This is a genomic window from Streptomyces sp. NBC_00647, assembly GCF_045207245.1.
Classification (GTDB): domain Bacteria; phylum Actinomycetota; class Actinomycetes; order Streptomycetales; family Streptomycetaceae; genus Streptomyces.
The window spans coordinates 7,951,882-7,974,819 of sequence record NZ_CP109040.1 but is presented as its reverse complement, the minus strand read 5'-3'; the positions used below and the strand labels follow the sequence as shown (position 1 = coordinate 7,974,819).

Genomic DNA, 22,938 nt, shown 5'->3' with positions numbered 1-22,938 from the left:
CCATGACAGAGCGTCAGACCACAGAGGGGCGCAGGGAGAAGGACCGGCCGTGGCTCATGCGCACGTACGCCGGCCACTCCACGGCCGAGGCGTCCAACGAGTTGTACCGGCGCAACCTCGCCAAGGGGCAGACGGGTCTCTCCGTGGCCTTCGACCTGCCGACGCAGACCGGCTACGACCCCGACCACATCCTCGCCCGCGGCGAGGTCGGCCGGGTCGGCGTGCCGGTCTCGCACCTCGGTGACATGCGCCGGCTGTTCCAGGACATCCCCCTGGAGCAGATGAACACCTCGATGACCATCAACGCCACCGCCATGTGGATGCTGGCGCTCTATCAGGTCGTCGCCGAGGAGCAGGGTGCCGACATCACCAAGCTCCAGGGGACGACCCAGAACGACATCGTGAAGGAGTACCTCTCGCGCGGGACGCACGTCTTCCCGCCGGTGCCCTCCCTCCGTCTCACGACGGACATGATCACGTACACGGTCAACCACATCCCCAAGTGGAACCCGATCAACATCTGCAGCTACCACCTGCAGGAGGCGGGCGCCACGCCGGTCCAGGAGATCGCGTACGCGATGTCCACCGCGATCGCCGTCCTGGACGCGGTGTTCGCGTCCGGGCAGATCGCCGAGGACCGCAAGGGCGATGTCGTGGCCCGTATCTCCTTCTTCGTGAACGCGGGCGTCCGCTTCATCGAGGAGATGTGCAAGATGCGGGCCTTCGGGCGGATCTGGGACAAGATCACGCGCGAGCGGTACGGCATCGAGAACCCCAAGCAGCGGCGCTTCCGGTACGGCGTCCAGGTCAACTCCCTCGGTCTGACCGAGGCGCAGCCGGAGAACAACGTCCAGCGCATCGTGCTCGAGATGCTGGCCGTGACCCTCTCCAAGGACGCCCGCGCGCGTGCCGTCCAACTGCCCGCCTGGAACGAGGCGTTGGGCCTGCCGCGCCCGTGGGACCAGCAGTGGTCGCTGCGCATCCAGCAGGTGCTGGCGCACGAGAGCGACCTGCTGGAGTACGAGGACATCTTCGAGGGCTCGCACGTCGTCGAGGCCAAGGTGGCGGCCCTCGTCGAGGAGTCGCTGGCCGAGATCGACCGGATCGAGGAGATGGGCGGCGCGATGGCCGCCGTCGAGTCCGGCTATCTGAAGTCGCAGCTCGTCTCCTCGCACGCCGAACGCCGGGGCCGCATCGAGTCCGGCAAGGAGAAGATCGTCGGCGTCAACATCTACGAGTCGACCGAGCCCAACCCGCTCACGGCCGACCTGGACGCGGCGATCCAGACCGTCGACCCCGCGGTCGAGGCCCGGGTGATCTCCGCGCTCCAGAACTGGCGGGACACGCGCTACCAGCCGCCCTTCAACCACCCGCGCCCGTGCAAGGCGCTGGAGCGGCTGAAGGAGGCCGCGAAGGGCACCGCCAACCTCATGGAGGCCACCCTGGAGTGCGCCCGCGCCGGTGTCACGACCGGCGAGTGGGCCGGGGCCCTGCGTGAGGTGTTCGGCGAGTTCCGCGCCCCGACCGGCGTCTCGTCCGCGCCCGTCGCGGTCACCGCCGAGGAGGGCACCGGGCTCGCCCTGGTGCGCCGCAAGGTGGAGCTGACCGCGAAGGACATGAACGTCGGCAAGCTCCGCTTCCTGGTGGGCAAGCCGGGCCTGGACGGTCACTCCAACGGCGCCGAGCAGATCGCCGTGCGGGCCCGTGACGCCGGCTTCGAGGTGGTCTACCAGGGCATCCGGCTCACCCCGGAGCAGATCGTGGACGCGGCCGTGGCCGAGGACGTGCACGCCGTGGGCCTGTCCATCCTGTCCGGCTCGCACGCCCAGCTGGTGCCGGACGTCCTGGAGAAGCTGCGCACGGCCGGTGCGGGCGACATCCCGGTGATCGCGGGCGGGATCATCCCGAACGCCGACGCCGAACAGCTGCGGGCCGCAGGAGTGGCCGCGGTCTTCACCCCGAAGGACTTCGACATCACCGGAATCATCGGCCGTATCGTCGACGAGATCCGGAAAGCGAACAAGCTCGACCCCCTGGAGGTCCCCGCATGACCACGCCCGTCAACCGTCTGCGTCCGCGACGCTCCTGCCTCGCCGTGCCGGGCAGCAACCCCCGCTTCCTGGAGAAGGCCCAGGGGCTCCCCGCGGACCAGGTCTTCCTCGACCTGGAGGACGCGTGCGCGCCGCTGGCCAAGCCCGAGGCCCGGCACACCATCGTCAAGTTCCTCAACGAGGGTGACTGGACCGGCAAGACGCGGGTCGTGCGCGTCAACGACTGGACGACCGAGTGGACGTACCGCGATGTCGTCACGGTCGTCGAGGGCGCGGGGCAGAACCTCGACTGCATCATGCTGCCGAAGGTGCAGACGGCCGAGCAGGTCGTAGCCCTTGACCTGCTGCTGACGCAGATCGAGAAGACGATGGGCTTCGAGGTCGGCAAGATCGGCATCGAGGCGCAGATCGAGAACGCCCAGGGCCTGAACAACGTCAACGAGATCGCCACCGCCTCCCAGCGCGTGGAGACGATCATCTTCGGCCCGGCCGACTTCATGGCGTCGATCAACATGAAGTCGCTGGTCGTGGGCGAGCAGCCGCCCGGCTACCCGGCGGACGCCTACCACTACATCCTGATGAAGATCCTGATGGCCGCGCGCGCCAACAACCTCCAGGCGATCGACGGTCCCTACCTCCAGATCCGCAACATCGACGGCTACCGCGCGGTCGCCCAGCGCGCCGCGGCCCTCGGCTTCGACGGCAAGTGGGTGCTGCACCCGGGTCAGGTGGAGGCCTCCAACGAGATCTTCTCCCCCTCGCAGGAGGACTTCGACCACGCCGAGCTGATCCTGGACGCGTACGACTACTACACGTCCGAGGCGGGCGGCAAGAAGGGCTCCGCGATGCTCGGCGACGAGATGATCGACGAGGCCAGCCGCAAGATGGCGCTCGTCATCTCGGGCAAGGGCCGGGCCGCCGGCATGCAGCGCACGTCCAAGTTCGAAGCCCCGGAGGCCTGAGCACCATGCAGTTCGGACGCACCTACGAAGAGTTCGAGGTCGGGGCGGTCTACAAGCACTGGCCCGGGAAGACGGTCACGGAGTACGACGACCACCTCTTCTGTCTGCTGACCATGAACCACCACCCCCTCCACATGGACACCAACTATGCGGAGAAGACGACCGATTTCGGCAAGAACGTCGTCGTGGGGAACTACATCTACTCGCTGCTCCTCGGCATGTCCGTGCCGGACGTCTCGGGCAAGGCGATCGCCAACCTGGAGGTCGAGTCGCTGAAGCACGTGGCGCCGACCTTCCACGGCGACACGATCTACGGCGAGACCACGGTCCTCGACAAGACGCCCTCCCGGTCCAAGTCGGACCGCGGGATCGTCTACGTCGAGACCAAGGGCTACAAGCAGGACGGCACGCTGGTCTGCGTGTTCCGCCGCAAGGTGATGGTCCCCACCGAGACGTACATCAAGGAGCGCGGCGGCGAGCAGCCCGGCCGGCCCGAACTCACCGCACCCGCGGAAAAGAAGACGGAGAAGTAGTCATGGCGCGACTCGCCCAGACCGCCGGTCTGACCGACGTCCAGCAGGAGATCCTCTCCACCGTCCGCGACTTCGTGGACAAGGAGATCATCCCGGTCGCGACCGAGCTGGAGCACCGCGACGAGTACCCGCAAGAAATCGTCGACGGCCTCAAGGAGCTGGGCCTCTTCGGGCTGATGATCCCCGAGGAGTACGGCGGCCTGGGCGAGTCCCTCCTGACGTACGCGCTGTGCGTCGAGGAGATCGCCCGCGGCTGGATGTCGGTCTCCGGCATCATCAACACCCACTTCATCGTGGCGTACATGCTCAAGCAGCACGGCACGCAGGAGCAGAAGGACCACTTCCTGCCCCGCATGGCGCTGGGCGAGGTGCGTGGCGCGTTCTCGATGTCGGAGCCGGCGCTCGGCTCGGATGTGTCGGCGATCACGTCGAAGGCGGTGAAGGACGGCGACGAGTACGTCCTGAACGGCCAGAAGATGTGGCTGACGAACGGTGGATCATCGAATCTGGTGGCCGTTCTGGTCCGAAGTGACGAAGGACACCCCGAGGGCACGGCGCCCCACAAGTCGATGACGACCTTCCTGGTGGAGAAGGAGCCCGGCTTCGGAGAGGTCCGCCCCGGCCTCACCATTCCCGGGAAGATCGACAAGATGGGTTACAAGGGCGTCGACACGACCGAACTCATCATGGACGGACTGCGCATTCCGGCCAATCGGGTACTCGGCGGCACCACGGGCCGAGGGTTTTACCAAATGATGGACGGAGTCGAGGTCGGCCGCGTCAATGTCGCGGCTCGTGGCTGCGGTGTCGCTCAGCGTGCATTTGAGCTCGGCGTCTCCTATGCCCAGCAACGTCACACTTTCGGCAAGCCGATCGCCCAGCACCAGGCGATCCAGTTCAAGCTGGCCGAGATGGCTACCAAGGTCGAGGCCGCCCATGCAATGATGGTGAACGCAGCACGCAAAAAGGACTCCGGGGAACGAAACGACCTCGAAGCAGGGATGGCGAAGTACCTCGCCTCCGAATACTGCAAGGAGGTCGTCGAAGATGCGTTCCGGATCCACGGCGGCTACGGCTTCTCCAAGGAGTACGAGATCGAGCGCCTCTACCGTGAGGCGCCGATGCTGTTGATCGGCGAAGGTACCGCCGAGATCCAGAAAATGATCATCGGGCGCCGACTGCTCGAAGAGTATCGACTCCAGGGCTAGATGTCCGAGTTCGGGGTGTTTTCTTCGCGAAGAAGATCACACCCCGTCAACACTCTTCAGCCGTCGACTCCGCTTCCTGGCTTGCCCAGTTGCGGTCTGCGACCGGTACGATCGCGTGAAAGCCGCCGTCCCCCGTTCGAGCGCGGCATCATCCGCTACGAAGGTCATCCATGCCCCACAGCCAAACCTCTGCACCTCGCGGCCGGGTCCGCCTCGCGCGCGGAGCATCGCCGTGGCTTCTCCCGACCGTTGCCACCGCAGCACTCAGCCTGGCCCGTTCGCGCCGTTCCGGCGCGGCCAAGGCCGTGGCCGTACCCGCCACCGCGCTCGCGGCCGGGATGCTGTGGTTCTTCCGCGACCCCGAGCGTGAGATCGCCCAGGGCCGTGTCATCTCGCCCGCCGACGGTGTGGTGCAGAGCATCATGCCGTGGAAGGACGGACGCACCCGCGTCGCGATCTTCATGAGCCCGCTCAACGTCCACGTCAACCGCGCGCCCCTCTCCGGCACGGTGACGTCGGTCGAGCACATCCCGGGTGGGTTCGTTCCGGCGTTCAACAAGGAGAGCGAGAACAACGAACGCGTCGTCTGGCACTTCGACACCGAGCTCGGTGACATCGAGATGATCCAGATCGCCGGCGCGGTCGCCCGCCGCATCGTCCCTTACATCCCTCAGGGCACCAAGGTCGAGCAGGGCGACCGGATCGGTCTGATCCGCTTCGGCTCGCGTGTGGACATCTACCTTCCCGAGGGTGTCGAGGTCGACGTGGAGGTCGGTCAGAAGACCGTGGCTGGGGTGACTCGAATTGACCGTGATTGATCCCGAGACACAGGCAGGCTGGGTGCCGGAGGCCGACGAGGTGGACGACGACGAGGAGATGCCCCTCTCGCTCCGCCTCTCGATAGCGGACACGCTCACCCTCGGTAACGCCACGTGCGGCTTCATGGCGGTGTACTTCACCACCACCGGCATCCTGATCCCGCACCTCACGGGCAGCGACGAGTCGGGCATGGCCCGTCACTCCGCCGCGACGGCCGTCATCCTGATGCTCTGCGCCGCGGTCTTCGACCTGTTCGACGGCCTGGTGGCCCGCAAGCTGCGCTCCTCCCCCATGGGCGCCGAGCTGGACAACCTGTCCGACCTGATCAGCTTCGGCCTGGCACCGGCGTACTTCGTCCTGGTGTACGGCATGGTCGCGGACGACGCGTACCAGAAGGTGGCGGCGGTCGGAGCGATCGTGGTGCTGCTGGCCGTGGTGCTGAGGCTCGCGAGATTCTCCTGCGTCACGGTGAAGGACGGCACGTTCCAGGGCATGCCGAGCCCCTTCGGCGCGCTGACGGTGGTCTCCATCGTGCTGCTCGAGCTGCCGTTCGCCGCCACGCTCATGGCGATCATCGGCACCGCCTGGCTGATGGTGAGCCGGGTCGAGTACCCCAAGCCGCGGGGTCGCCTCGCGGTCGCGATGCTCTCCTGGATCGTGCTCTCGATGGGTCTCCTGGCGGCGTGGGCGTTCGACGCCCCGGGCGGCCAGCTGCTCCTCCAGACCGGCTGTGCGCTGCAGCTCGTCATGGGCGCGGTGATCCCGCTGTTCGCCACGGCCCGCCGGGTGAACAACTTCCGGGGCAACCGGCGTGAGGCACGAGCCGCACAGCTCCCGTAACACCCCGTACGCAGCGGAAGGGCCCCGAACCACAAGGTTCGGGGCCCTTCCTCGTGAGCGGGGGATGTCAGCCGCCGGGTGTGTACCCCTCGGCGACGGACGAGGCCTCGGCCTCACGGACGACCTTCATGCCGCCCACCGCGTCCTTGTCGGGCTGCAGAATGACGCTCTTCTTCGAGGACGCGGCCTTCGGGTCGGTGAAGTCCTGGGTGATGCCGAACCCCGGGTCGAACGCGTCGATGGTCAGCAGGGCCTTGTCGACGCCCTCGCGGGTGAGGTCCTTGGCCGCGCAGGCCTTCTTCAGCGCCTCGCCGAACGCCGACGCGGCCGTCCAGCCGGCCACCACGCCGTTGTCCAGGGAGTCCTTCGGATAGGCGGCCTTGTAGTCCGCGACCAGCTTCTTCGCCTCCGGGGTGTCCGCCCCGATCGGCAGCGAGGGCGAGGCCACGTAGTAGTTCGCCTCCAGGGCCGGGGCCGCCGCGGTGGCGAGGAGCTGCGGGGCGAACGCCGAGTTGTTGCCGATGATCGGCACATTGAACTTGCCGGCCGCCGCGACCCCGACGAGCGAGGCCGCCTGCCGCGGTCCCGCGCTGATCACGACGGCCTTCACCCCGGCCTTCTTCAGCGCGACGACCTGGCCGGTCATGTCGTTGTCCGTCGGCTTGATCTTCTGCTCGACGACCTTGAGGCCCGCCTGCTTCGCGATGTACCGGGAGCCCGTCAGGGCGTTCTCGCCGTAGTCCCCCTCGAAGTACACGTGGCCGATCTTGTCGCCCTTCTTGAGGCCCTTCTCCTTCATCAGGAAGTCGATCGCGTTGATCGTCTCGATGTCGTACGTGGAACCGATGACCCGGATGTAGGGGCTGCCCAGCAGGGTGGCCGACCAGGCCTGCGGCAGGACCAGACCCTTGTCCTGGCCGTCGATGCGCTTCTTGACGGCGGCGACGAAGGGGGAGCCGATGAACTGGGTGAAGCCCAGCACCTTCGGCGCCAGCTCCGTGTAGCCGGAGACGGCCTTCTGCGGGTCGTAGCCGTGGTCGCGGACCGTCAGCGCCAGCTTGTAGCCGCAGACGCCGCCGGCGGCGTTGGTCTGCTTCACATAGAGCTGCTGGGCCTGGGTGACGCTCTTGCCGAGCGTCGCGTAGACGCCCGTCATGTCGGTGAGCACCCCGAGCCCGATCGTCTTGCCCGAGATCCCTTCGCCGGTCTTCACCCCGCCGGCCGCCTGCTTGCCGTCACCGTCGTCCTTGGCCTTGGAGCTGCAGCCGGCCAGCACGAGCAGGGCTGCCAGCGCCCCCGCGGCCAGCCTCGCCGTGTGTGTCGTTCTCATCGTTCCTCCCCTGGAGTGGCCCCGGGACGGGGTTTGACGCGAAGCCGGGCGGCCACCCTGACCAGGCCGCCCGGAAGAAAGAGCACCACCGCCACGACGGCGGCGCCGTACAGGTACCGGGCCGCCTCGCCGGGCGCGATCCCGCCCGTGCCCGGGTCGGAGACCAGGGGCAGCGCGTCGCTGTAGCGGGTCAGCAGCTGCGGCAGCAGCGAGACGAAGACGGCCCCCACCACGGCCCCGGCGACCGAACCGAGCCCGCCGATGACGATCATGGCGAGGTATTCGAGCGACAGCGTGATCCCGAAGTAGTCGGGCACCGTGCGCTGGAAGACCAGAGCGAGCAGCACCCCCGCCAGGCCCGCGTACATCGAGGACAGGACGAAGACGGCCGCGCGGTAGCGGGCGACGGGTACGCCGATCACCCCGGCCGCGATCCGGTGGTCGCGGATCGCGTTCATGGCCCGGCCGGGTCGCCCGCGCAGCACCCCGCGGGCGAAGAGCCCGCAGCCCAGGAGCAGCACCAGACCCGCGTACCAGAGCTTCTCGGCCGAACCGAACGGCACCGCGGCCACGACGAGCTCGCGGTCGTCGAAGGTGAGACCGAAGAGGCTCAGCGGCGGTACGTCGCGGCCGTTGAAGCCACCCGTCACGTCCCGGGCGTTGAACAGGACGTGCTGCCCGATGAAGATCAGGGCGAGCGTGGCGATGCCGAGGTAGGCGCCGCGCAGTCGCCCCGCGATCGGGCTGAACACACCGCCGGCGATTCCGGAGAGGGCCACGGCGAGCACGGCCGCGAGCCAGGTGGGCAGTCCCAGACCGGTCAGTCCGTCGCCCCCGTCGGCCGCGAACACGCAGTAGCCGTACGCACCGACCGCGAGGAAGAACGCGTGCCCCATGGAGAGCTGCCCGGTCGCTCCGGTGAGGAGGTTGAGACCGATCGCGCCGATGGCCGCGGCCATCGCGAACAGACCGGCCTGGAGCCAGAAGCGGTCGAGATAGAACGGCAGCGCCAGCAGCAGGACGGCTCCGGCGGCCCACAGGGCGGTCCGCGTGCCGGGCAGCCGGACGGTGCGGCGACGAGCGGTCCTGGGCGCGCTGCTCGCCTCGTCGCGGGTGAGGACCTCAGACACGGGCGAGCTCCTTCGTACCGAACAGCCCGGCGGGCCGGATGAGCAGGATCGCGACCATGACCACGTAGGGCGCGAGATCGCCGAGGCCGCGCCCGAGGAAGGTGAGGTCGCTCTGGTAGCCGGTGGCCAGGGATTCGGTGACCCCGACGAGGAGACCGCCGACCAGCGCGCCGGTCGTCGAGTCCAGGCCGCCGAGGATCGCCGCGGGGAACGCCTTGAGCGCGGCCAGCGAGGTGGCGCGTTCCAGACCGGGTGTCGGGAAGACGGTCAGGAACAGCGCGGCGACGGCCGCGAGGCCGCCCGCCACCGCCCAGGCCCCGAGGGACACCCGGCCGAGCCGGACCCCCATCAGGGCCGCGGTCTCCGGGCTCTCCGCGGTGGCGCGCATCGCCACGCCCCAGGACGTGTAGCGGAAGGCCAGCAGGAAGGCCGTGATGAGCAGGGCCGCCGCGACGAACGCCGCGATCCGGGTGTGGGCGATGGAGACCGGCCCGACGGTGAGGACGGCGTTGCCCCAGGGGTCGCCCAGGGCCAGCACGTCGGTGCCGATACGGCGGGTCAGCTCGGTGGTGAGCAGGATGTCGACGCCGATGGTGACGATGGCGAGGACGCTCTGGTCGGAGCCCCGGTAGCGGCGCATCACCAGGAACTCCACGGCGGCCCCCACCAGCGCGGCGCCCGCGACACCGGCGAGCAGGGCGGGCCAGAAGCCGATGTCGTCGTGGAGGGTCGCGGTGACATAGCCGCCCGCGAGCAGCAGGGAGGCGTGCGCGAAGTTGACGACCTCGGTGGCCCGGAAGATGACGACGAAGCCCAGGGCGATGAGGGCGTAGACGGAACCCATCGACAGGCCGTTGAGCAGGAGTTCGACGAAGGTGCTCATGAAGCGTTCTCCTCTGGCTCGGCGCGCTCGCCCAGATAGGCACGCACCACCGCCGGATCGTTCTGTACGTCTCCGGGGGCGCCGTCGGCGATACGGCGCCCGAAGTCCAGTACGGTCACCGCGTCCGCGAGCCGCATGACCACCCCCATGTCGTGTTCCACCAGCACGATCGAGATGCCGAGGCTGTCGCGGACCCCGGCGACGACCGCGGCGGTACGGCGCCGTTCGTCCGCGGTCATGCCCGCGACGGGTTCGTCCAGGAGCAGGACCCGCGGCTCCATGCACAGGGCCCGGGCGAGCTCGGCGAGCTTCTGCTGCCCGTACGGGAGTGAACCGGCGGGACGGTCGAGCTGGCCCTCGATGCCCACGAACGCCGCGATCTCTCGGACGCGTTCGCGGTGCCGCCGGTCCTCGCGCGCCGCCGCGGGCAGCCGCAGACCCGCGGCGAGGAATCCGGCGCGGGTCAGCCGGTGACGGCCGAGCAGCAGACAGTCCTCGACGGTGGCGTGCGGCGGCAGGGCGAGGTTCTGGAAGATGCGCGCCACCCCGAGCCCGGCGATCCGGTGCGGCGGCAGGCCGGTGAGCTCCTGATCCCCGAGGCGGACGCTTCCGGCGGCGGGCCGGCAGACTCCGGACAGCACGTTGAAGCAGGTGGATTTTCCGGCACCGTTCGGGCCGATGAGGGCATGCACGGTGCCCGGTCGCACGGTGAAGCTCACCGCGTCGAGCGCGGTCAGTCCCGCGAACCGGACCGTCACGTCCCGGACGGCGAGCGGCGGAATGTCGGAGGCCACGGTCGTCCCGGTGGCCGCGGCGCTCTCGGCGGCGACGTGTGTCGCCGCGCTGTGGTGTTCTTCCACGGTGGGTTCACCCCTTCCATCGGGACAGGGACGGGAGGCCGTCGCGCGCGGGTGCCCCGTCGGCCGCGGCGTCCTCGTCGACCACGCCGAGATAGCGACGGCGCACCTCGTCGGAGGCGGCGAGCTCGGCCGCGGGACCGGACAGCGTCACCTCACCGACCTCCAGGACGTAGGCCCTGGAGGCGAGTCGCAGCGCGAGGGCCGCGTTCTGTTCGACGAGCAGGACGGAGGTGCCCTGTTCGTTGATCTCCCGCACGGTGTCGGCGATCCGCGCGGCCATCAGCGGGGCGAGCCCGAGTGACGGTTCGTCCAACAGCAGCACCTTGGGGGCGCCCATGAGAGCCCGGCCGACCGCGAGCATCTGCTGCTCACCGCCGGACAGCAGTCCCGCGCGCTGCTGGGCGCGGTCGGCGAGGACCGGGAACAGGTCGTGCACGCGCCGCAGCGCGCGGGCCCGGTCCACTCGGCCGCCGGTGCCGCCGAGTGCTCCGGCGCGCAGATTGTCCGCGACCGTCATCCGGCTGAACACCCGCCGCCCTTCCGGGACTTGGGACACCCCGGCGGCCACCACCCGGTCCGGCGCCAGCCGGTCCAGCGGTCGTCCGCCCAGCGTGACCGTGCCGCCGGTGACCGCTCCTCCGTGGAAGGAGAGGGTCCGGCACACCGCCCGCAGCAGCGTCGACTTGCCCGCGCCATTGCCGCCCAGGACCGTCACCACGGTTCCCTCGGGCACCTCCAACGACACGTGACGCAGTGCGCGTACGGGGCCGTATCCGACCGACAGTTCCCGCACGAGCAGAGCGGAACCGCCCATGGCATCTCCCTTGTCCTCGCTCGGTGTGGCGCTCACCTCAGCACCGGCGGACACCCCCGTCCACGGGGTACGGCCGAAACGCGGCGGGAGCCCAGCGGTGGCGCCCGCCCGTTGTGCACGCGCACAACACCGCGTGTCAGGGGCCTGTGCGACCCCGCGTCCCGGTGGCATCCTCCGGCCATGGGAGGGCGCAGACCGCGGACCGGTCATGACTGGAAGCTGCTCGCGGAGTCGTGTGTGGCTCTGCTGGACCGGCTGCCCGAGCTCGTCGACGAGCACGTCAGGCAGCTCACCGAGTACTCCGCCGTCTACGGACAGGTGCTGCCGTACGACCAGCAGTGGCGGGAGGCGGAGACCGCGATGCGGATCGGCATCCAGGCGATCTCCGCGCCGCGGGACTCACCACGCCGCGATCTGGAGCACGCCGAGGCGGCGGGCCGGCGGCGGGCCCAGCAGGGGCTGCCGCTCGAACTCCTCGTGCACGCCTACCGTGCCGCGGGCTATCTGGTGTGGGACGCGCTGATGGAGAGCGCGGCGAGCCGGGAGCCCGAGCGCCTCGCGGTGCTCATGCGGTGCGCCACGATGGTCTGGTCGGCCGTGGACGCGCAGGCCACGACCGCGTCGGAGTCCTACCTCGCCACGGAACGGGAGCTGCGGCGGCGCACGGACGAGCAGTTGCAGGCCCTGCTCGACGCTCTGCTGGAGGGCCAGGAGGCGCCGGGACTCGCGGCGCGTGCGGCCGCCGGGCTCGATCTGCCCGAGCACGGACCGTACGCGGTCGTGGTGCTGCGGACGGAGCGCCACGACGGACGGGACGGCTGCGTCCGGCCGATGCTGGGGGCGGGGCTGCGGTTCATCTGGCGGATGCGGGCCGACTGCGAGATCGGAGTGGTGGCGCTGGACGCCGAGCAGGGCCTGGACGCGGTGGCCCGGCTGCTCGACGGACGGCGCTCGGGTCCGGGCGGTATCAGCCCCGTGGTCTCGGGACTCGGCGAACTGGGCCGGGCCCGGCGGTGGGCCGAACTGGCGCTGCGCACCTGTCCGCCGGACGCGACCGATGTCGTACGCCTCGATCAGCGGATGCCGACGGCGCTCGTCGTGAGCCAGCCGGAGCTGGCGGACCGGCTGGTGTCGGACGTGTTCGGCGCGCTGCTGGAGCTCGAACCGGGCGACCGGGCCGTGCTGATCGAGACGCTGGACATGTGGCTGGCCTGCGAGGGCTCCGCGGGACGGGCCGCGGGACGCCTGTACTGCCACCGGAACACCGTCTTCAACCGCCTGCGCCGGCTGGAGCAGCTGACGTCCCGCTCACTGGCCCGCCCCCGCGACCTGATCGAGATGACCCTGGCCCTGGACGCCTACCGGCTGGCGGGCGCGAGGGCGGTCGCGGGGACGGGGGCGGGGCCGTCCCCGGGCCCGGTCGCGGGGACGGGGACGGGACGGTGAGACGGCGGAGTCACGCGTCTGGCGTCTCAGACACCAGGTGCCAGGCGCCCGGACGCCGGGCGACAGACGCGAGTCTCCGGTCGCCGGTCGCCAGAGCAGCACGGCGGACCGACCCTGGGGGCCGGAGGGGCGCCGAATCCCTTGGGCGGCCTCAGACCAGGAAGTCCCGGCCGATGTTCTCCGCCACCCGCTCCAGGATCGGCCCCGCGTCGGAGATGCACGTCGCGATGTCGGGCTCGACCTCGGTGAGCGGATACGCCCGCCGGATGCCGGCCCTCCCGAGCGCCTCCGGCGGGAGCGCGAGACGGCCGCAGACCGCGACGACCTCCTTGCCCTCGGCACGGGCGGCCGCCGCGACCCCCGCGGGCGCCTTTCCGTGCAGCGTCTGCTCGTCGAGGGACCCCTCACCGGTGATCACCAGCGTGGCGCGCTCCAGCGCGGCCGCGAAGCCGAGGACCTCGAGCATCACCTCGATGCCGGGCCGGAAGCGGGCGCCGAGCACCAGAGCCCCGTAGCCGATGCCGCCGGCGGCGCCCGCGCCGGGCGCCGAGGCGTACCCGGCCGCCTTCGGCCCGATCGCCTTCTCCAGGACGGTCGCGAAGTGGGCGAGTGCGCTGTCCAGCGTCGCCACGTCGTCGGGACCCGCCCCCTTCTGGGGGCCGTACACGGCGGGCGCGCCCTTGGGGCCTGTCAACGGGTTGTCCACATCGCTGGCGAGGACGAGGTCGACCGCGGAGAGCCGGTCGTCCAGGCCCGACAGATCGGCGGTCTCCACGTCACGCAGTGCCGCGCCGCCGGGAGCCACCGGCTCACCGTGCGCGTCTAGGAAACGCGCGCCGAGCGCGGACAGCATGCCCGCGCCGCCGTCCGTCGTCGCGCTGCCGCCCACGCCGAAGACGATGGTGCGCGCACCGGCGTCCAGTGCCGCGCGCAGGAGTTCCCCGGAGCCGTACGTCGAGGACGAGAGCGGGGCGAAGACGCCCTTGGGGAGCCGCTGCAACCCGCTCGCCTCGGCCATCTCCACGACCGCGGTGTCACCGCGCAGCGCGTACGCGGCGGTCACCTCGTCGCCCAGCGGTCCGGCGACGCGCACCTCGCGGCGCTCGAATCCGGCCGCGACCGCCGCGTCGACGGTGCCGTCACCGCCGTCGGCCACGGGCAGCGACTCGACCTCGACCCGCGGCGCGACCCGGCGCAGTCCGGCCGTCACCCGCTCCGCGACCTGCACGGCCGTCAGCGATCCCTTGAACTTGTCCGCGGCGATGAGCACACGCGGGGTCCGATTCACTGCAGCGTCCGCCACCTTGCATTCCCCTTGCTTCCGGGCCTTGCACACGTCAAGGCAGTCGCGCCGCTGCGACCTTAACCGGAGGAAGCCCCCGCCGCCATGCCCCGCCCAGCCCGCGGGACAGGTCGCGGGACGGGCCGCGGGGCAGGCCGTGGGGGCCCGCTGCCGACGCTCCCGGGCTCGACATCGGCGGCGTCGAGGGCGCCCGGAGCGCCCGCTTCCGTGCCACAGCGAGCATCTCCGCCCGGAATTGGGTAGACCGGAGCCATGACCCCTGTGGGCACAGACATCGCCGACCGCGTCCTCGGGGGCTGGCTGGGCCGGATCGCGGGCAACATGCTCGGCAAGCCGGTCGAGCAGGGCGACCACTGGACGCGGGACCGGATCGACCGTTATCTGCGGCAGGCCGCGGCCCTGCCCCTGACCGACTACCTCCCCGCACCCGCCGAGGACGGCGCGGGCGGCGAGTTCGAGCTGCGGCCCGAGTGGCGCGACTGCGTGCGCGGCCGCATCCACGGCAGCTGCCGTGACGACGACGTGGACTACGCGATCCTCGGGCTGGACCTCCTGGAGACGCACGGCTTCTCGTTCAGCACCGAACAGGTGGGGGACCTGTGGCTGCTGCGCCTGCCGTATCTCCAGACGTTCACCGCGGAGCGGGCCGCGTACCGCAACCTCGCCCAGGGGCTCAAGCCCCCGCTGACGGCGACGTACGAGAACCCGTACCAGGAGTGGATCGGCGCGCTGATCCGCGCCGACGTCTACGGCTGGACCTGCCCGGGGCTGCCGCGGCGCGCCGCCTCGCTGGCCCGCCGGGACGCCGTCCTCTCGCACACCGGCAACGGCGTGTACGGCGCGATGTGGGCGGCGGCGCTGATCTCCGCGGCCTTCACCGCCCCGTCCGTCCGGGACGCGCTGGACACGGCACTCACCGTGATCCCAGCCAGCAGCCGCCTGGCCCGCACCGTACGACGGGTGCTCACGCTTCACGAGACCCGGATGACCTGGGAGGACACGCTCACCACGGTGTCCGAGGAGACCGCCGGGATGGGCTGGATCCACACGGTCCCGAACGCGGCGGTCCTGACCGCCGGGCTCCTGTACGGCGACGGCGACTTCACGCGCACGATCACGCTGACCGTCCGGGGTGGCCTGGACACCGACTCCAACGGCGCGACCGCCGGCTCCGTGGCGGGCGTCCTGTGCGGGGCGGACGCGATTCCCGCGCAGTGGAAGGACCCGCTGGAAGACACCGTCCGCAGCGCGGTGTTCGGCTTCGACGGCGTACGGATCAGCGAGCTGGCATCGCGCACGGTCGCGTTGGCGGAAGTCGGAGCCGGAGCCCGGATCTAGCGCGCGGGGGGGGCGGTCCGTCCTGACCGAGGGCGCCGAAGTACCGTACGCCCGAAGGGTTTTGGAGTCGGCGCCCCGGCTCGCTCCCTTGGGTACTCGCGCGCGGCCGGGCAGCGAGTCCGGGGAACATCCGGCTCCGGGGAACGTCGGGACGCGCTCGATACCCTTCCCGGGTGACCACTTCGGACTTCGCCGCATACATCGCCGGTCTGCCCCGTGTCCTCGCCGGGGCCGCCGCTCTCTTCCGCGACACCGAGGGGCGGGTGCTGCTCGTCGAGCCGAACTACCGCGAGGGCTGGGCGCTGCCGGGCGGAACCGTGGAGTCGGACGCCGGGGAGAGCCCGCGGCAGGGCGCGCGCCGCGAGACGGCCGAGGAGATCGGCCTCGACGTGGAGCTCGGACGGCTGCTGGCCGTCGACTGGGTCCAGGGGCCGGGGCGCCCGCCGCTGGTGGCATATCTGTACGACGGCGGAGTGCTCGGTGAGCACGACCTCGAGGCGATCCGGCTGCAGGAGGAGGAGCTGCTGTCCTGGCGGCTGGTGCCGCGCGAGGAACTGGCCGCGTATCTGTCGGGCGCCCTGGGCCGTCGTGTCCTCGCCGGACTCGACGTCCTGGCGAAGGACTCGGGGACGGCGGAACTGGAGAACGGCCACCGGGTGGGCTGACCCCGCGACCGAGGGCTCACCTCTCCGCCGCCGGGCCCGCGTTCCCGTCTCCCGTTCTCGTCTCCCGTTCTCGTCTCCCGTTCTCGTCTCCCGTTCTCGTCTCCCGTTCTCGTCTCCCGTTCTCGTCTCCCGTTCTCGTTCCCGCTTCTCGTTCCGGTTCCCGTCGACGATCGTGCGCGGGTCAGCCGAGGATCCGGCGCTTCTGTTCCTCGAATTCGGCTTCGGTGAGGACGCCCTGGGCCTTGAGGTCCCCCAGCTGCTTGAGCTGGTCGATCTTGCTGGTCATGTCGTCCGTCGGCGCGGCGGGCGGGGGCGCGGCGGCGGGCGGCGGCTCCTGGTACTGCTGCTGGGATTCCTGCTGAGCCCATCGCCCCTGCTGACGACGTGACACACGATTCGAGACGGCGGTGGCCGTACCGGCCACCACGGCGGTGCGGGCGACCCCGCGGAGGAGACCTGGCACGGTGGTTTCCTTTCAGGCACGAGGCGGAGGGAATGCCCCTGAAGGGATTCGATCCCTCGCGGTCCGCCGAATTCTCGGCGCACCGGACAGGTCCATTGGAGCACCGTACGCATTCCCCCGCACATCGATCTCGTCTCCGGCCGGCGCGGTTTCCGACGATCTGCCGGTCCGTCATTCTCGTGGCAAGCTGAAATGTGGCCACCGACCGTCACCCGGTCGGTGGCGAGGTCTAGTCAGAAGGAGCTCGCAATGGCTACGACGGGTATGCACCGGCAGGGAACCGCCGGCAGTTCGGGCGCGTGGGTGTCCGGCTGGACCGCCTTCGCCGGCGTCATGATGATCTTCGGCGGTGCGATGGCGATATTCCAGGGCATCGCCGCCATCGCCGAGGACGACGTCTTCGTCACCACCCGCAACTACGCCTACAGCTTCGACCTCACGAGCTGGGGCTGGATCCACCTCACCCTCGGCGTCCTCGTCGTTCTCGCCGGCATCGCCGTGTTCCGCGGACTGCTGTGGGCCCGCATCGTCGGTATCACCCTGGCGGGCCTGGCCATGATCGCCAACTTCATGTGGCTCCCGTACTCCCCGGTGTGGGCCAGCATTCTGATCGCCATCGACGCCTTCGTGATCTGGGCGCTCTGCGTCGGGTCCGGCCGGGACGCCCGCACCGACTAGAACCTGACCGGTGGAAGCGACCGACCGCGCCTTCCCAGCGCACTCCGACCAGCAGCGGCCCCGCACCTCGGTGCGGGGCCGCTGTCGGTTCTGTCGGCTCCTCGTTCCGCTCCGACGCGCGACTCACCCCCGCTCCGACGCCCCGCGAGCCTCAGCCGGGGGCACGGCGGGCGCAGCGAGCGCAGAGGGGTGCGGCGGGCACGGCGGGCGCGACGGGCACGGCGAGCGCAGAAGGGCGCGGCGGGCGCGGCGGCGCCCCCGGACACCGCTGGTCGGCGGTGTCCGGGGGCGCGACCGAGGCCGGCCCGCTCCGCCGACGGCGGAGCGGGCCGGCCTCGGTGTCTTCTATCCGGCGTCCGTGTCGTCGAGCGCGGCCAGCACCGCCGGCACCGGGATGCGCCCGGAGGCGACCATCTGGGCGCCGCTGCGTCGCAGGGCGGTGGCGAAGGGCGCTGCCCACACGTTCTCGTAGACCAGGATTCCGGCCGAGTTGCCGGGCTTCAGGGCCCTGCCCGCCTCCTCGATGTCGTCCTCGCCGAGCAGACCGGAGGACGCGCCCTCGAAGACGGCAAGGTCGAGCGCGCCGTCGCCGTTGAGGTCGGCGATCTCCATGCCGACCACGGACCCGTCCTCGTCCTTTCTCACGAACAGAAGGTCGAGGATCCGAATGAGGCCGCGGTCCACCAGATCGACCAGAATCGGAAATCCCTCGCCCGTCATTCGGTTGCCGGGAAACTCGACGACCACATAGTCGATCGGTCCCATCTCGACGAATTCCTCTTCGCTCACGGCTTCACCCCTGCGTGGTCATGGTGATCCCCCTGCCCCCCATTCCATTGCAGTCCATTGCAGCATCGGACGGATGCCGCCGCACTTCGGTGCGAGGGTCTTTCGTACGCCCGACGGGTGCCGCGATTCGGGCGGTCGGAGCGGCGGCTCGGGGTTCGGGCGACTCGAGGCTCAGGCAAGGCGCGGCTCGGGGCCCGGACCCATCGGGGCCGGCTCAGACGGCTCACGCGGTCAGCTGGTAGATGCTCTTGCCCACCAGCCACAGCCCCAGGAACAGCACCAGCGAAACCAGCGCCTGCTCCTGATGCCCCTCCAGCCACGTACGCAGCTTCGCGAGCCGTACGTGGGCCGATCGCGGGGCGAACGTCGCGTAGAGCTCCATCGTCAGCAGGCTGGAACTGGCCAGCAGGCAATAGCCCATCAGCGCCGCGTACGACGCGGCATGCGCGAGGTCCGCGTCCACGACCGTGGCGGCTCCGGCCGCGACCATCCCCCACGGCTGGAGCAGCAGCGCCAGGCCGGCCGCGGACCAGGCGGAGATCCGCTCGATCCGCGACATGAAGCCGGACGACTTGCGCCGCTTGCCGATGTTGCGGCGGGTGCGCTCCGCGTAGCAGACCATTCCGACGCCGATGGCCAGTTTGGCCGCCAGGGCGGCCGTGGACGGCGCGGACTTCGGCGCCGGTGGCTGTCCGCCGGTCATGATCAGCACCGCGGCGATGATGCCGACGAAGGTGGCCAGCCAGGTGAGGATGAAGGCGAGGCCCTTCCAGACTCCGTTGCGTGCCGACAGCACCAGCACGAATCCGGTGACCGGCAGCGGGTCCAGGGCGATCACCAGACCGATGAGGACCAGGTCAAGGACCATCGCCGCCCCCGCGTGGTCTCGCGCGGCTCATCGCCGCGGCATCGCGCATGCCTTCATCGTCACCTCCCCCGCCCACGTCCACAAATCCACGGTTCCACCCGCCTCACCACCGCCCGCCGACACCCCCGTACGGCCCCGTGGCGCTCGCGCCGCGAGCCCGGCGGGCGCACCGGACCGCACCCTGGTGGCGCGGTCGCTCCCGACGGGGTGTGCGGCGAAGGCCCGACACGGGGAGCGGAATGCGCGCAGGTGAAGGACCCGGTCCGAACACCGGCGGCGGCCGGAGCCGTCGGCGCGCCCGGGCGACGGCACTGCGGGCGTCGGCACTGCGGACGTCGGCACTGCGGGCGCGGCTGCCGGGGCTGCGCGCCGGCGCCGGGGAACGGTTCCCGGTCGCTCTGCAGGGACCGCTGCGCACCGGATTCGGCCTGGGGCTCTGGCTCGGCCTCCCGCTGCTCCTGGTCACCCAGATCGGTGTCCGGTGGTGGACCCAGCACCTGGCTGCTGGCGAGCCGCGTGCCCTGGCTGCCCCTGCTGCCCCTGCTGCCCGGCTCGATCGTGACCGGGGTGGCCCTGACCGTGCTGTCGCTGGTCGCCAAGGTGTACGTGCCCAACGCGCTCAACCGCAGCCTGGAGCGCTACGGGTCGCTGGGCGCGGTCTTCACCGTGCTGTCCTGACTGATCGGCGTGTGCGTCGTCGTCTCCGCGGGCATCACCGCCGGTGCCGTCGTCGCACGGGAACCCGCCGTGGCCCGTCGCCTGGGCTCGCCCGACCGGCCCGACCGGCGCGCGAACCGGCCGTAGACCCCGGTCCGGGCTCTCCCGACCGACCCGACTCGCCGGACATATCGCCCGGAGCTACCTTGGTGACCGGGCCGGACGACCCCCTCGGCAGGCAGGCCCCGGATCACGATCCAAGGACGGTGGCCGGCATGACCGACACGCGTCACTACGACGTCATCGTTATCGGAACCGGCGCGGGCGGCGGGACCATCGCCCATCGGCTGGCACCCACCGGCAAACGGATTCTCCTCCTCGAACGCGGTGGCTATCTCCCGCGCGAACGCGACAACTGGGACTCGACAGCGGTCTTCGTCAAGGGCAAGTACCGCGCCCCGGAGTTCTGGTACGACCGGCACGGCGACCAGTTCCCGCCCGAGGTCAACTACTACGTGGGCGGCAACACCAAGTTCTACGGCGCCGCGCTCTTCCGGCTGCGTCCGGACGACTTCGGCGAGCTGCGCCACCACGACGGCGTCTCCCCCGCCTGGCCCCTCGGCTACCAGGACTTGGAGCCGTACTACACCCAGGCGGAACACCTCTACCTCGTGCACGGCCGCCACGGCGAGGACCCGACCGAGGGGCACACCAGCGCCCAGTACGCCTACCCGCCGGTCCAGCACGAGCCGCGCATCCAGCGGCTCAGCGACGACCTGGAGAAGCGGGGGCTGCACCCCTTCCACCTTCCGATCGGGGTGAACCTCACCCAGGACGACCGTGGCCGGGCCGTGCACTCCAGCGCCTGCATCCGCTGCGACCGTGTCGACGGCTTTCCCTGCCTGGTCGGGGCGAAGTCCGACGCGCAGGTGATCTGCGTCGACCCCGCCCTCGAACACCCCAACGTCGAGATGGTCACCCACGCGAACGTCCGGCGGCTCGACACCGACGCCACGGGCCGCAGTGTCACCTCCGTCGTCGCGACGGTGGGAGACGGTGACGGTTCGGCCGACGAAACGACCGTCGAGTTCAGCGCCGACATCGTGATCGTCGCCTGTGGTGCCGTCAACTCGGCTGCCCTGTTGCTGCGTTCGGCGAACGACCGGCATCCGCGCGGCCTGGCCAACAGCTCGGACGTCGTGGGCCGCCACTACATGCGGCACAACAACCTCGCCCTGATGGCCATTTCCGAGGAACCGAACGACACCAAGTTCCAGAAGACGCTGGCCCTGCACGACTGGTACCTCGGGTCCGACGACTGGGACTACCCCCTCGGCGGCATCCAGATGCTCGGCAAGTCCGACTCCGAGCAGATCCACGGCGAAGCGCCGCGCTGGGCGGGAGCCATCGCTCCCGACATGCCCTTCGAGGTACTCGCCCACCACGCCGTCGACTTCTGGCTGTGCGGAGAGGACCTGCCCCTCGCGGACAACCGCGTCACCCTGGACGGGGACGGCGCCGTCCATCTCGCCCTCGACGAGAAGAACAACATCGCCGGCCTCCAGCGTCTGCGGCACGAACTGCAGGGCATGCTCGGCCACTTGGGCCTGCGCGAGCACCATCTTCTGCCGCACAGCATCTATCTGCACAAGGGCATGCCCATCGGCGCGACGGCGCACCAGGCGGGAACGGTCCGCTTCGGTCACGACCCCGCCGATTCGGCTCTCGACATCAACTGCAAGGCCCACGACCTCGACAACCTGTACGTCGTCGACACGAGCTTCTTCCCGAGCATCGGAGCGGTGAACCCCTCGCTGACCGCCATCGCCAACGCACTCCGCGTCGGCGACCACATCGCGGAGCGCCTGCAGTGACCCCCAAGCACCCGGCCGACGGCCACCCCCCGCACCACACCCCGGCGGAACGGGCCGCGCTCGGCAAGGCGGCCCGGTCCGCCGTGCCCCGTTCCCGTCACGCCGACTTCGCCCCCTCGCCGAAGCGGACCGACCCGGTGGACGTCGTGGAGGGCCAGTCGGCGACCCGGGTGCCCGAGCTCGTCCCGATCCGCTACGGCAGGATGACCGAGTCGCCCTTCCGTTTCTACCGTGGGGCCGCCGCCATCATGGCCGGGGATCTCGCCGACACCCCCCGGTCCGGGATCAGGGCCCAACTGTGCGGCGATGCACACCTGTTGAACTTCCGGCTGCTGGCGTCACCCGAGCGCCGCATGATGTTCGACATCAACGACTTCGACGAGACGCTGCCCGGCCCCTGGGAGTGGGACGTCAAACGGCTGTCCACCAGCTTCGTCATCGCGGGCCGGGCGAACGGCTTCAGCACCAAGGAAAGGGCGGACATCGTCCGTTCGACCGTACGGTCCTACCGCGAGTGGATGAGACGCTTCGCCGGGCTGGGCAACCTCCCCGTGTGGTACACGCACTTCGACGACGCGTGGGTACGGACCCATATCGCCGGGGAGTTGAGCGCACGGGCCCGCGAGCGCTGGTCCAGGACCACGGCCAAGGCACGTACCCGGGACAGCCTCCAGGCCTTCGCCAAGCTCACCCACATCGTCGACGGCCAGGCCCGCATCGCCCCGGACCCGCCGCTGATCACGCCGCTCCAGGACCTGCTCCCCGATGTCGAACGCGGCGCGCTGGAGAAGCAGATCCGCCGGCTGATCGACCGCTACGCCCGGAGTCTGAACTCGGACCGGCGGTTCCTGCTGGAGCAGTACCGGATCGCCGACGTGGCCCGCAAGGTGGTCGGGGTGGGCAGCGTGGGCACACGCTGCTGGATCATCCTGCTGCTCGGCCGGGACGACGCGGATCCTCTGCTCCTTCAGGCCAAGGAGGCCGACGAGTCGGTGCTGGCGCCGTTCGCCGGCGCCAGCGAGTACCGGACGCAGGGCGAGCGCGTGGTCGCCGGCCAACGGCTCATGCAGGCCACCAGCGACATCTTCCTCGGCTGGGAGCGGGCCGACGGCATCGACGGCCGCCGACGGGACTTCTACGTGCGGCAGTTGCGGGACTGGAAGGGCATCGCCGAACCCGAGGCCATGGTGCCGTCCGGCATGCGGGCCTTCGGGGAACTGTGCGGTGCCACGCTGGCCCGCGCGCACGCGAGGTCCGGCGACCGGATCGCCATCGCCTCCTATCTGGGCGGGGGTGACGTCTTCGACCGGGCTCTCGTCCCGTTCGCCGAGGGCTACGCCGACCAGAACGAGAAGGACCACCAGGCACTCGTCGACGCCGTCCGCTCCGGCCGCGTCAAGGCCCGATCGGCCTGACAAGGAGACCAG

General features: G+C 70.5%; 22 protein-coding genes. 13 read left to right on the top strand and 9 right to left on the bottom strand.

Annotated elements, in window-relative coordinates:
- Positions 1-2: 2 nt before the first annotated feature.
- The 6 genes from OG788_RS35065 (at position 3) to pssA (ending at position 6,413) form a co-directional block, all read left to right on the top strand.
- Positions 3-2,051 carry a protein meaA gene (locus OG788_RS35065; RefSeq protein WP_406375075.1) on the top strand — a complete coding sequence of 683 codons (2,049 nt, stop codon included), beginning with the start codon at positions 3-5 and terminating at the stop codon, positions 2,049-2,051.
- On the top strand, positions 2,048-3,013 hold the full coding sequence (locus OG788_RS35060; RefSeq protein WP_351544365.1) for a CoA ester lyase: 966 nt from the start codon (positions 2,048-2,050) through the stop codon (positions 3,011-3,013). The genes OG788_RS35065 and OG788_RS35060 overlap by 4 nt, the downstream gene beginning before the upstream one ends.
- A 5-nt stretch (positions 3,014-3,018) precedes the next feature.
- A complete protein-coding gene (locus OG788_RS35055; protein ID WP_010983353.1) occupies positions 3,019-3,546 on the top strand; it encodes a MaoC family dehydratase in 528 nt (175 codons plus the stop codon).
- A gap of 2 nt (positions 3,547-3,548) precedes the next feature.
- Entirely contained in the window at positions 3,549-4,754 is a 1,206-nt protein-coding gene (locus OG788_RS35050; protein ID WP_351544368.1) for an acyl-CoA dehydrogenase family protein, read from the top strand.
- Between the two features lie 170 nt (positions 4,755-4,924).
- Positions 4,925-5,572, top strand: a complete 648-nt coding sequence (locus tag OG788_RS35045; protein WP_266763816.1) for a phosphatidylserine decarboxylase — start codon at positions 4,925-4,927, stop codon at positions 5,570-5,572.
- A gap of 22 nt (positions 5,573-5,594) precedes the next feature.
- Positions 5,595-6,413 (top strand): CDP-diacylglycerol--serine O-phosphatidyltransferase, encoded by an 819-nt coding sequence (gene pssA, locus OG788_RS35040; protein WP_351544414.1) that lies wholly within the window; start codon positions 5,595-5,597, stop codon positions 6,411-6,413.
- A gap of 67 nt (positions 6,414-6,480) precedes the next feature.
- Here the strand turns inward: pssA and OG788_RS35035 are convergent, their stop codons facing one another.
- The 5 genes from OG788_RS35035 to OG788_RS35015 all read right to left on the bottom strand — a co-directional run bounded on the left by OG788_RS35035 (position 6,481) and on the right by OG788_RS35015 (position 11,430).
- Positions 6,481-7,743 carry an ABC transporter substrate-binding protein gene (locus OG788_RS35035; protein WP_406375074.1) on the bottom strand — a complete coding sequence of 421 codons (1,263 nt, stop codon included), beginning with the start codon at positions 7,741-7,743 and terminating at the stop codon, positions 6,481-6,483.
- Entirely contained in the window at positions 7,740-8,873 is a 1,134-nt protein-coding gene (locus OG788_RS35030; RefSeq protein ID WP_406375073.1) for a branched-chain amino acid ABC transporter permease, read from the bottom strand. The genes OG788_RS35035 and OG788_RS35030 overlap by 4 nt, the downstream gene beginning before the upstream one ends.
- Positions 8,866-9,756, bottom strand: a complete 891-nt coding sequence (locus tag OG788_RS35025; protein WP_351544379.1) for a branched-chain amino acid ABC transporter permease — start codon at positions 9,754-9,756, stop codon at positions 8,866-8,868. Before OG788_RS35025 ends, OG788_RS35030 begins: the two co-directional genes overlap by 8 nt.
- Positions 9,753-10,538, bottom strand: a complete 786-nt coding sequence (locus OG788_RS35020) for an ABC transporter ATP-binding protein (protein WP_351544420.1) — start codon at positions 10,536-10,538, stop codon at positions 9,753-9,755. Before OG788_RS35020 ends, OG788_RS35025 begins: the two co-directional genes overlap by 4 nt.
- 85 nt (positions 10,539-10,623) lie before the next feature.
- A complete protein-coding gene (locus OG788_RS35015) occupies positions 10,624-11,430 on the bottom strand; it encodes an ABC transporter ATP-binding protein (protein WP_351544382.1) in 807 nt (268 codons plus the stop codon).
- A gap of 180 nt (positions 11,431-11,610) precedes the next feature.
- On the opposite strand from OG788_RS35015, the gene OG788_RS35010 reads away from it, so the two are divergent.
- Positions 11,611-12,876 (top strand): PucR family transcriptional regulator, encoded by a 1,266-nt coding sequence (locus OG788_RS35010; protein ID WP_406375072.1) that lies wholly within the window; start codon positions 11,611-11,613, stop codon positions 12,874-12,876.
- Between the two features lie 151 nt (positions 12,877-13,027).
- On the opposite strand, the gene OG788_RS35005 is transcribed toward OG788_RS35010, so the two are convergent.
- A complete protein-coding gene (locus tag OG788_RS35005; protein ID WP_351544387.1) occupies positions 13,028-14,179 on the bottom strand; it encodes a glycerate kinase in 1,152 nt (383 codons plus the stop codon).
- Positions 14,180-14,431: 252 nt separating this feature from the next.
- Here OG788_RS35005 and OG788_RS35000 point away from each other — a divergent pair, with 252 nt between their 5' ends.
- Entirely contained in the window at positions 14,432-15,517 is a 1,086-nt protein-coding gene (locus OG788_RS35000) for an ADP-ribosylglycohydrolase family protein (RefSeq protein ID WP_406375071.1), read from the top strand.
- 173 nt (positions 15,518-15,690) lie between these two features.
- On the top strand, positions 15,691-16,182 hold the full coding sequence (locus OG788_RS34995) for an NUDIX domain-containing protein (protein WP_406375070.1): 492 nt from the start codon (positions 15,691-15,693) through the stop codon (positions 16,180-16,182).
- A 181-nt stretch (positions 16,183-16,363) separates the two neighbouring features.
- Here the strand turns inward: OG788_RS34995 and OG788_RS34990 are convergent, their stop codons facing one another.
- Entirely contained in the window at positions 16,364-16,645 is a 282-nt protein-coding gene (locus OG788_RS34990) for an SHOCT domain-containing protein (protein ID WP_406375069.1), read from the bottom strand.
- A gap of 249 nt (positions 16,646-16,894) precedes the next feature.
- Between OG788_RS34990 and OG788_RS34985 the strand changes: the two genes are divergently transcribed.
- Entirely contained in the window at positions 16,895-17,323 is a 429-nt protein-coding gene (locus tag OG788_RS34985) for a hypothetical protein (RefSeq protein WP_351544399.1), read from the top strand.
- 345 nt (positions 17,324-17,668) lie between these two features.
- On the opposite strand, the gene OG788_RS34980 is transcribed toward OG788_RS34985, so the two are convergent.
- Positions 17,669-18,088 (bottom strand): DUF6325 family protein, encoded by a 420-nt coding sequence (locus OG788_RS34980; RefSeq protein ID WP_406376927.1) that lies wholly within the window; start codon positions 18,086-18,088, stop codon positions 17,669-17,671.
- 247 nt (positions 18,089-18,335) lie between these two features.
- Positions 18,336-18,980 carry a GAP family protein gene (locus OG788_RS34975; RefSeq protein ID WP_351547351.1) on the bottom strand — a complete coding sequence of 215 codons (645 nt, stop codon included), beginning with the start codon at positions 18,978-18,980 and terminating at the stop codon, positions 18,336-18,338.
- Between the two features lie 474 nt (positions 18,981-19,454).
- Between OG788_RS34975 and OG788_RS34970 the strand changes: the two genes are divergently transcribed.
- The 3 genes from OG788_RS34970 to OG788_RS34960 all read left to right on the top strand — a co-directional run bounded on the left by OG788_RS34970 (position 19,455) and on the right by OG788_RS34960 (position 22,926).
- Positions 19,455-19,658 carry a hypothetical protein gene (locus tag OG788_RS34970; protein ID WP_406375068.1) on the top strand — a complete coding sequence of 68 codons (204 nt, stop codon included), beginning with the start codon at positions 19,455-19,457 and terminating at the stop codon, positions 19,656-19,658.
- A gap of 254 nt (positions 19,659-19,912) precedes the next feature.
- Entirely contained in the window at positions 19,913-21,511 is a 1,599-nt protein-coding gene (locus OG788_RS34965; RefSeq protein ID WP_406375067.1) for a GMC oxidoreductase, read from the top strand.
- Positions 21,508-22,926, top strand: a complete 1,419-nt coding sequence (locus OG788_RS34960; protein WP_406375066.1) for a DUF2252 domain-containing protein — start codon at positions 21,508-21,510, stop codon at positions 22,924-22,926. The genes OG788_RS34965 and OG788_RS34960 overlap by 4 nt, the downstream gene beginning before the upstream one ends.
- Positions 22,927-22,938 lie beyond the last annotated feature (12 nt).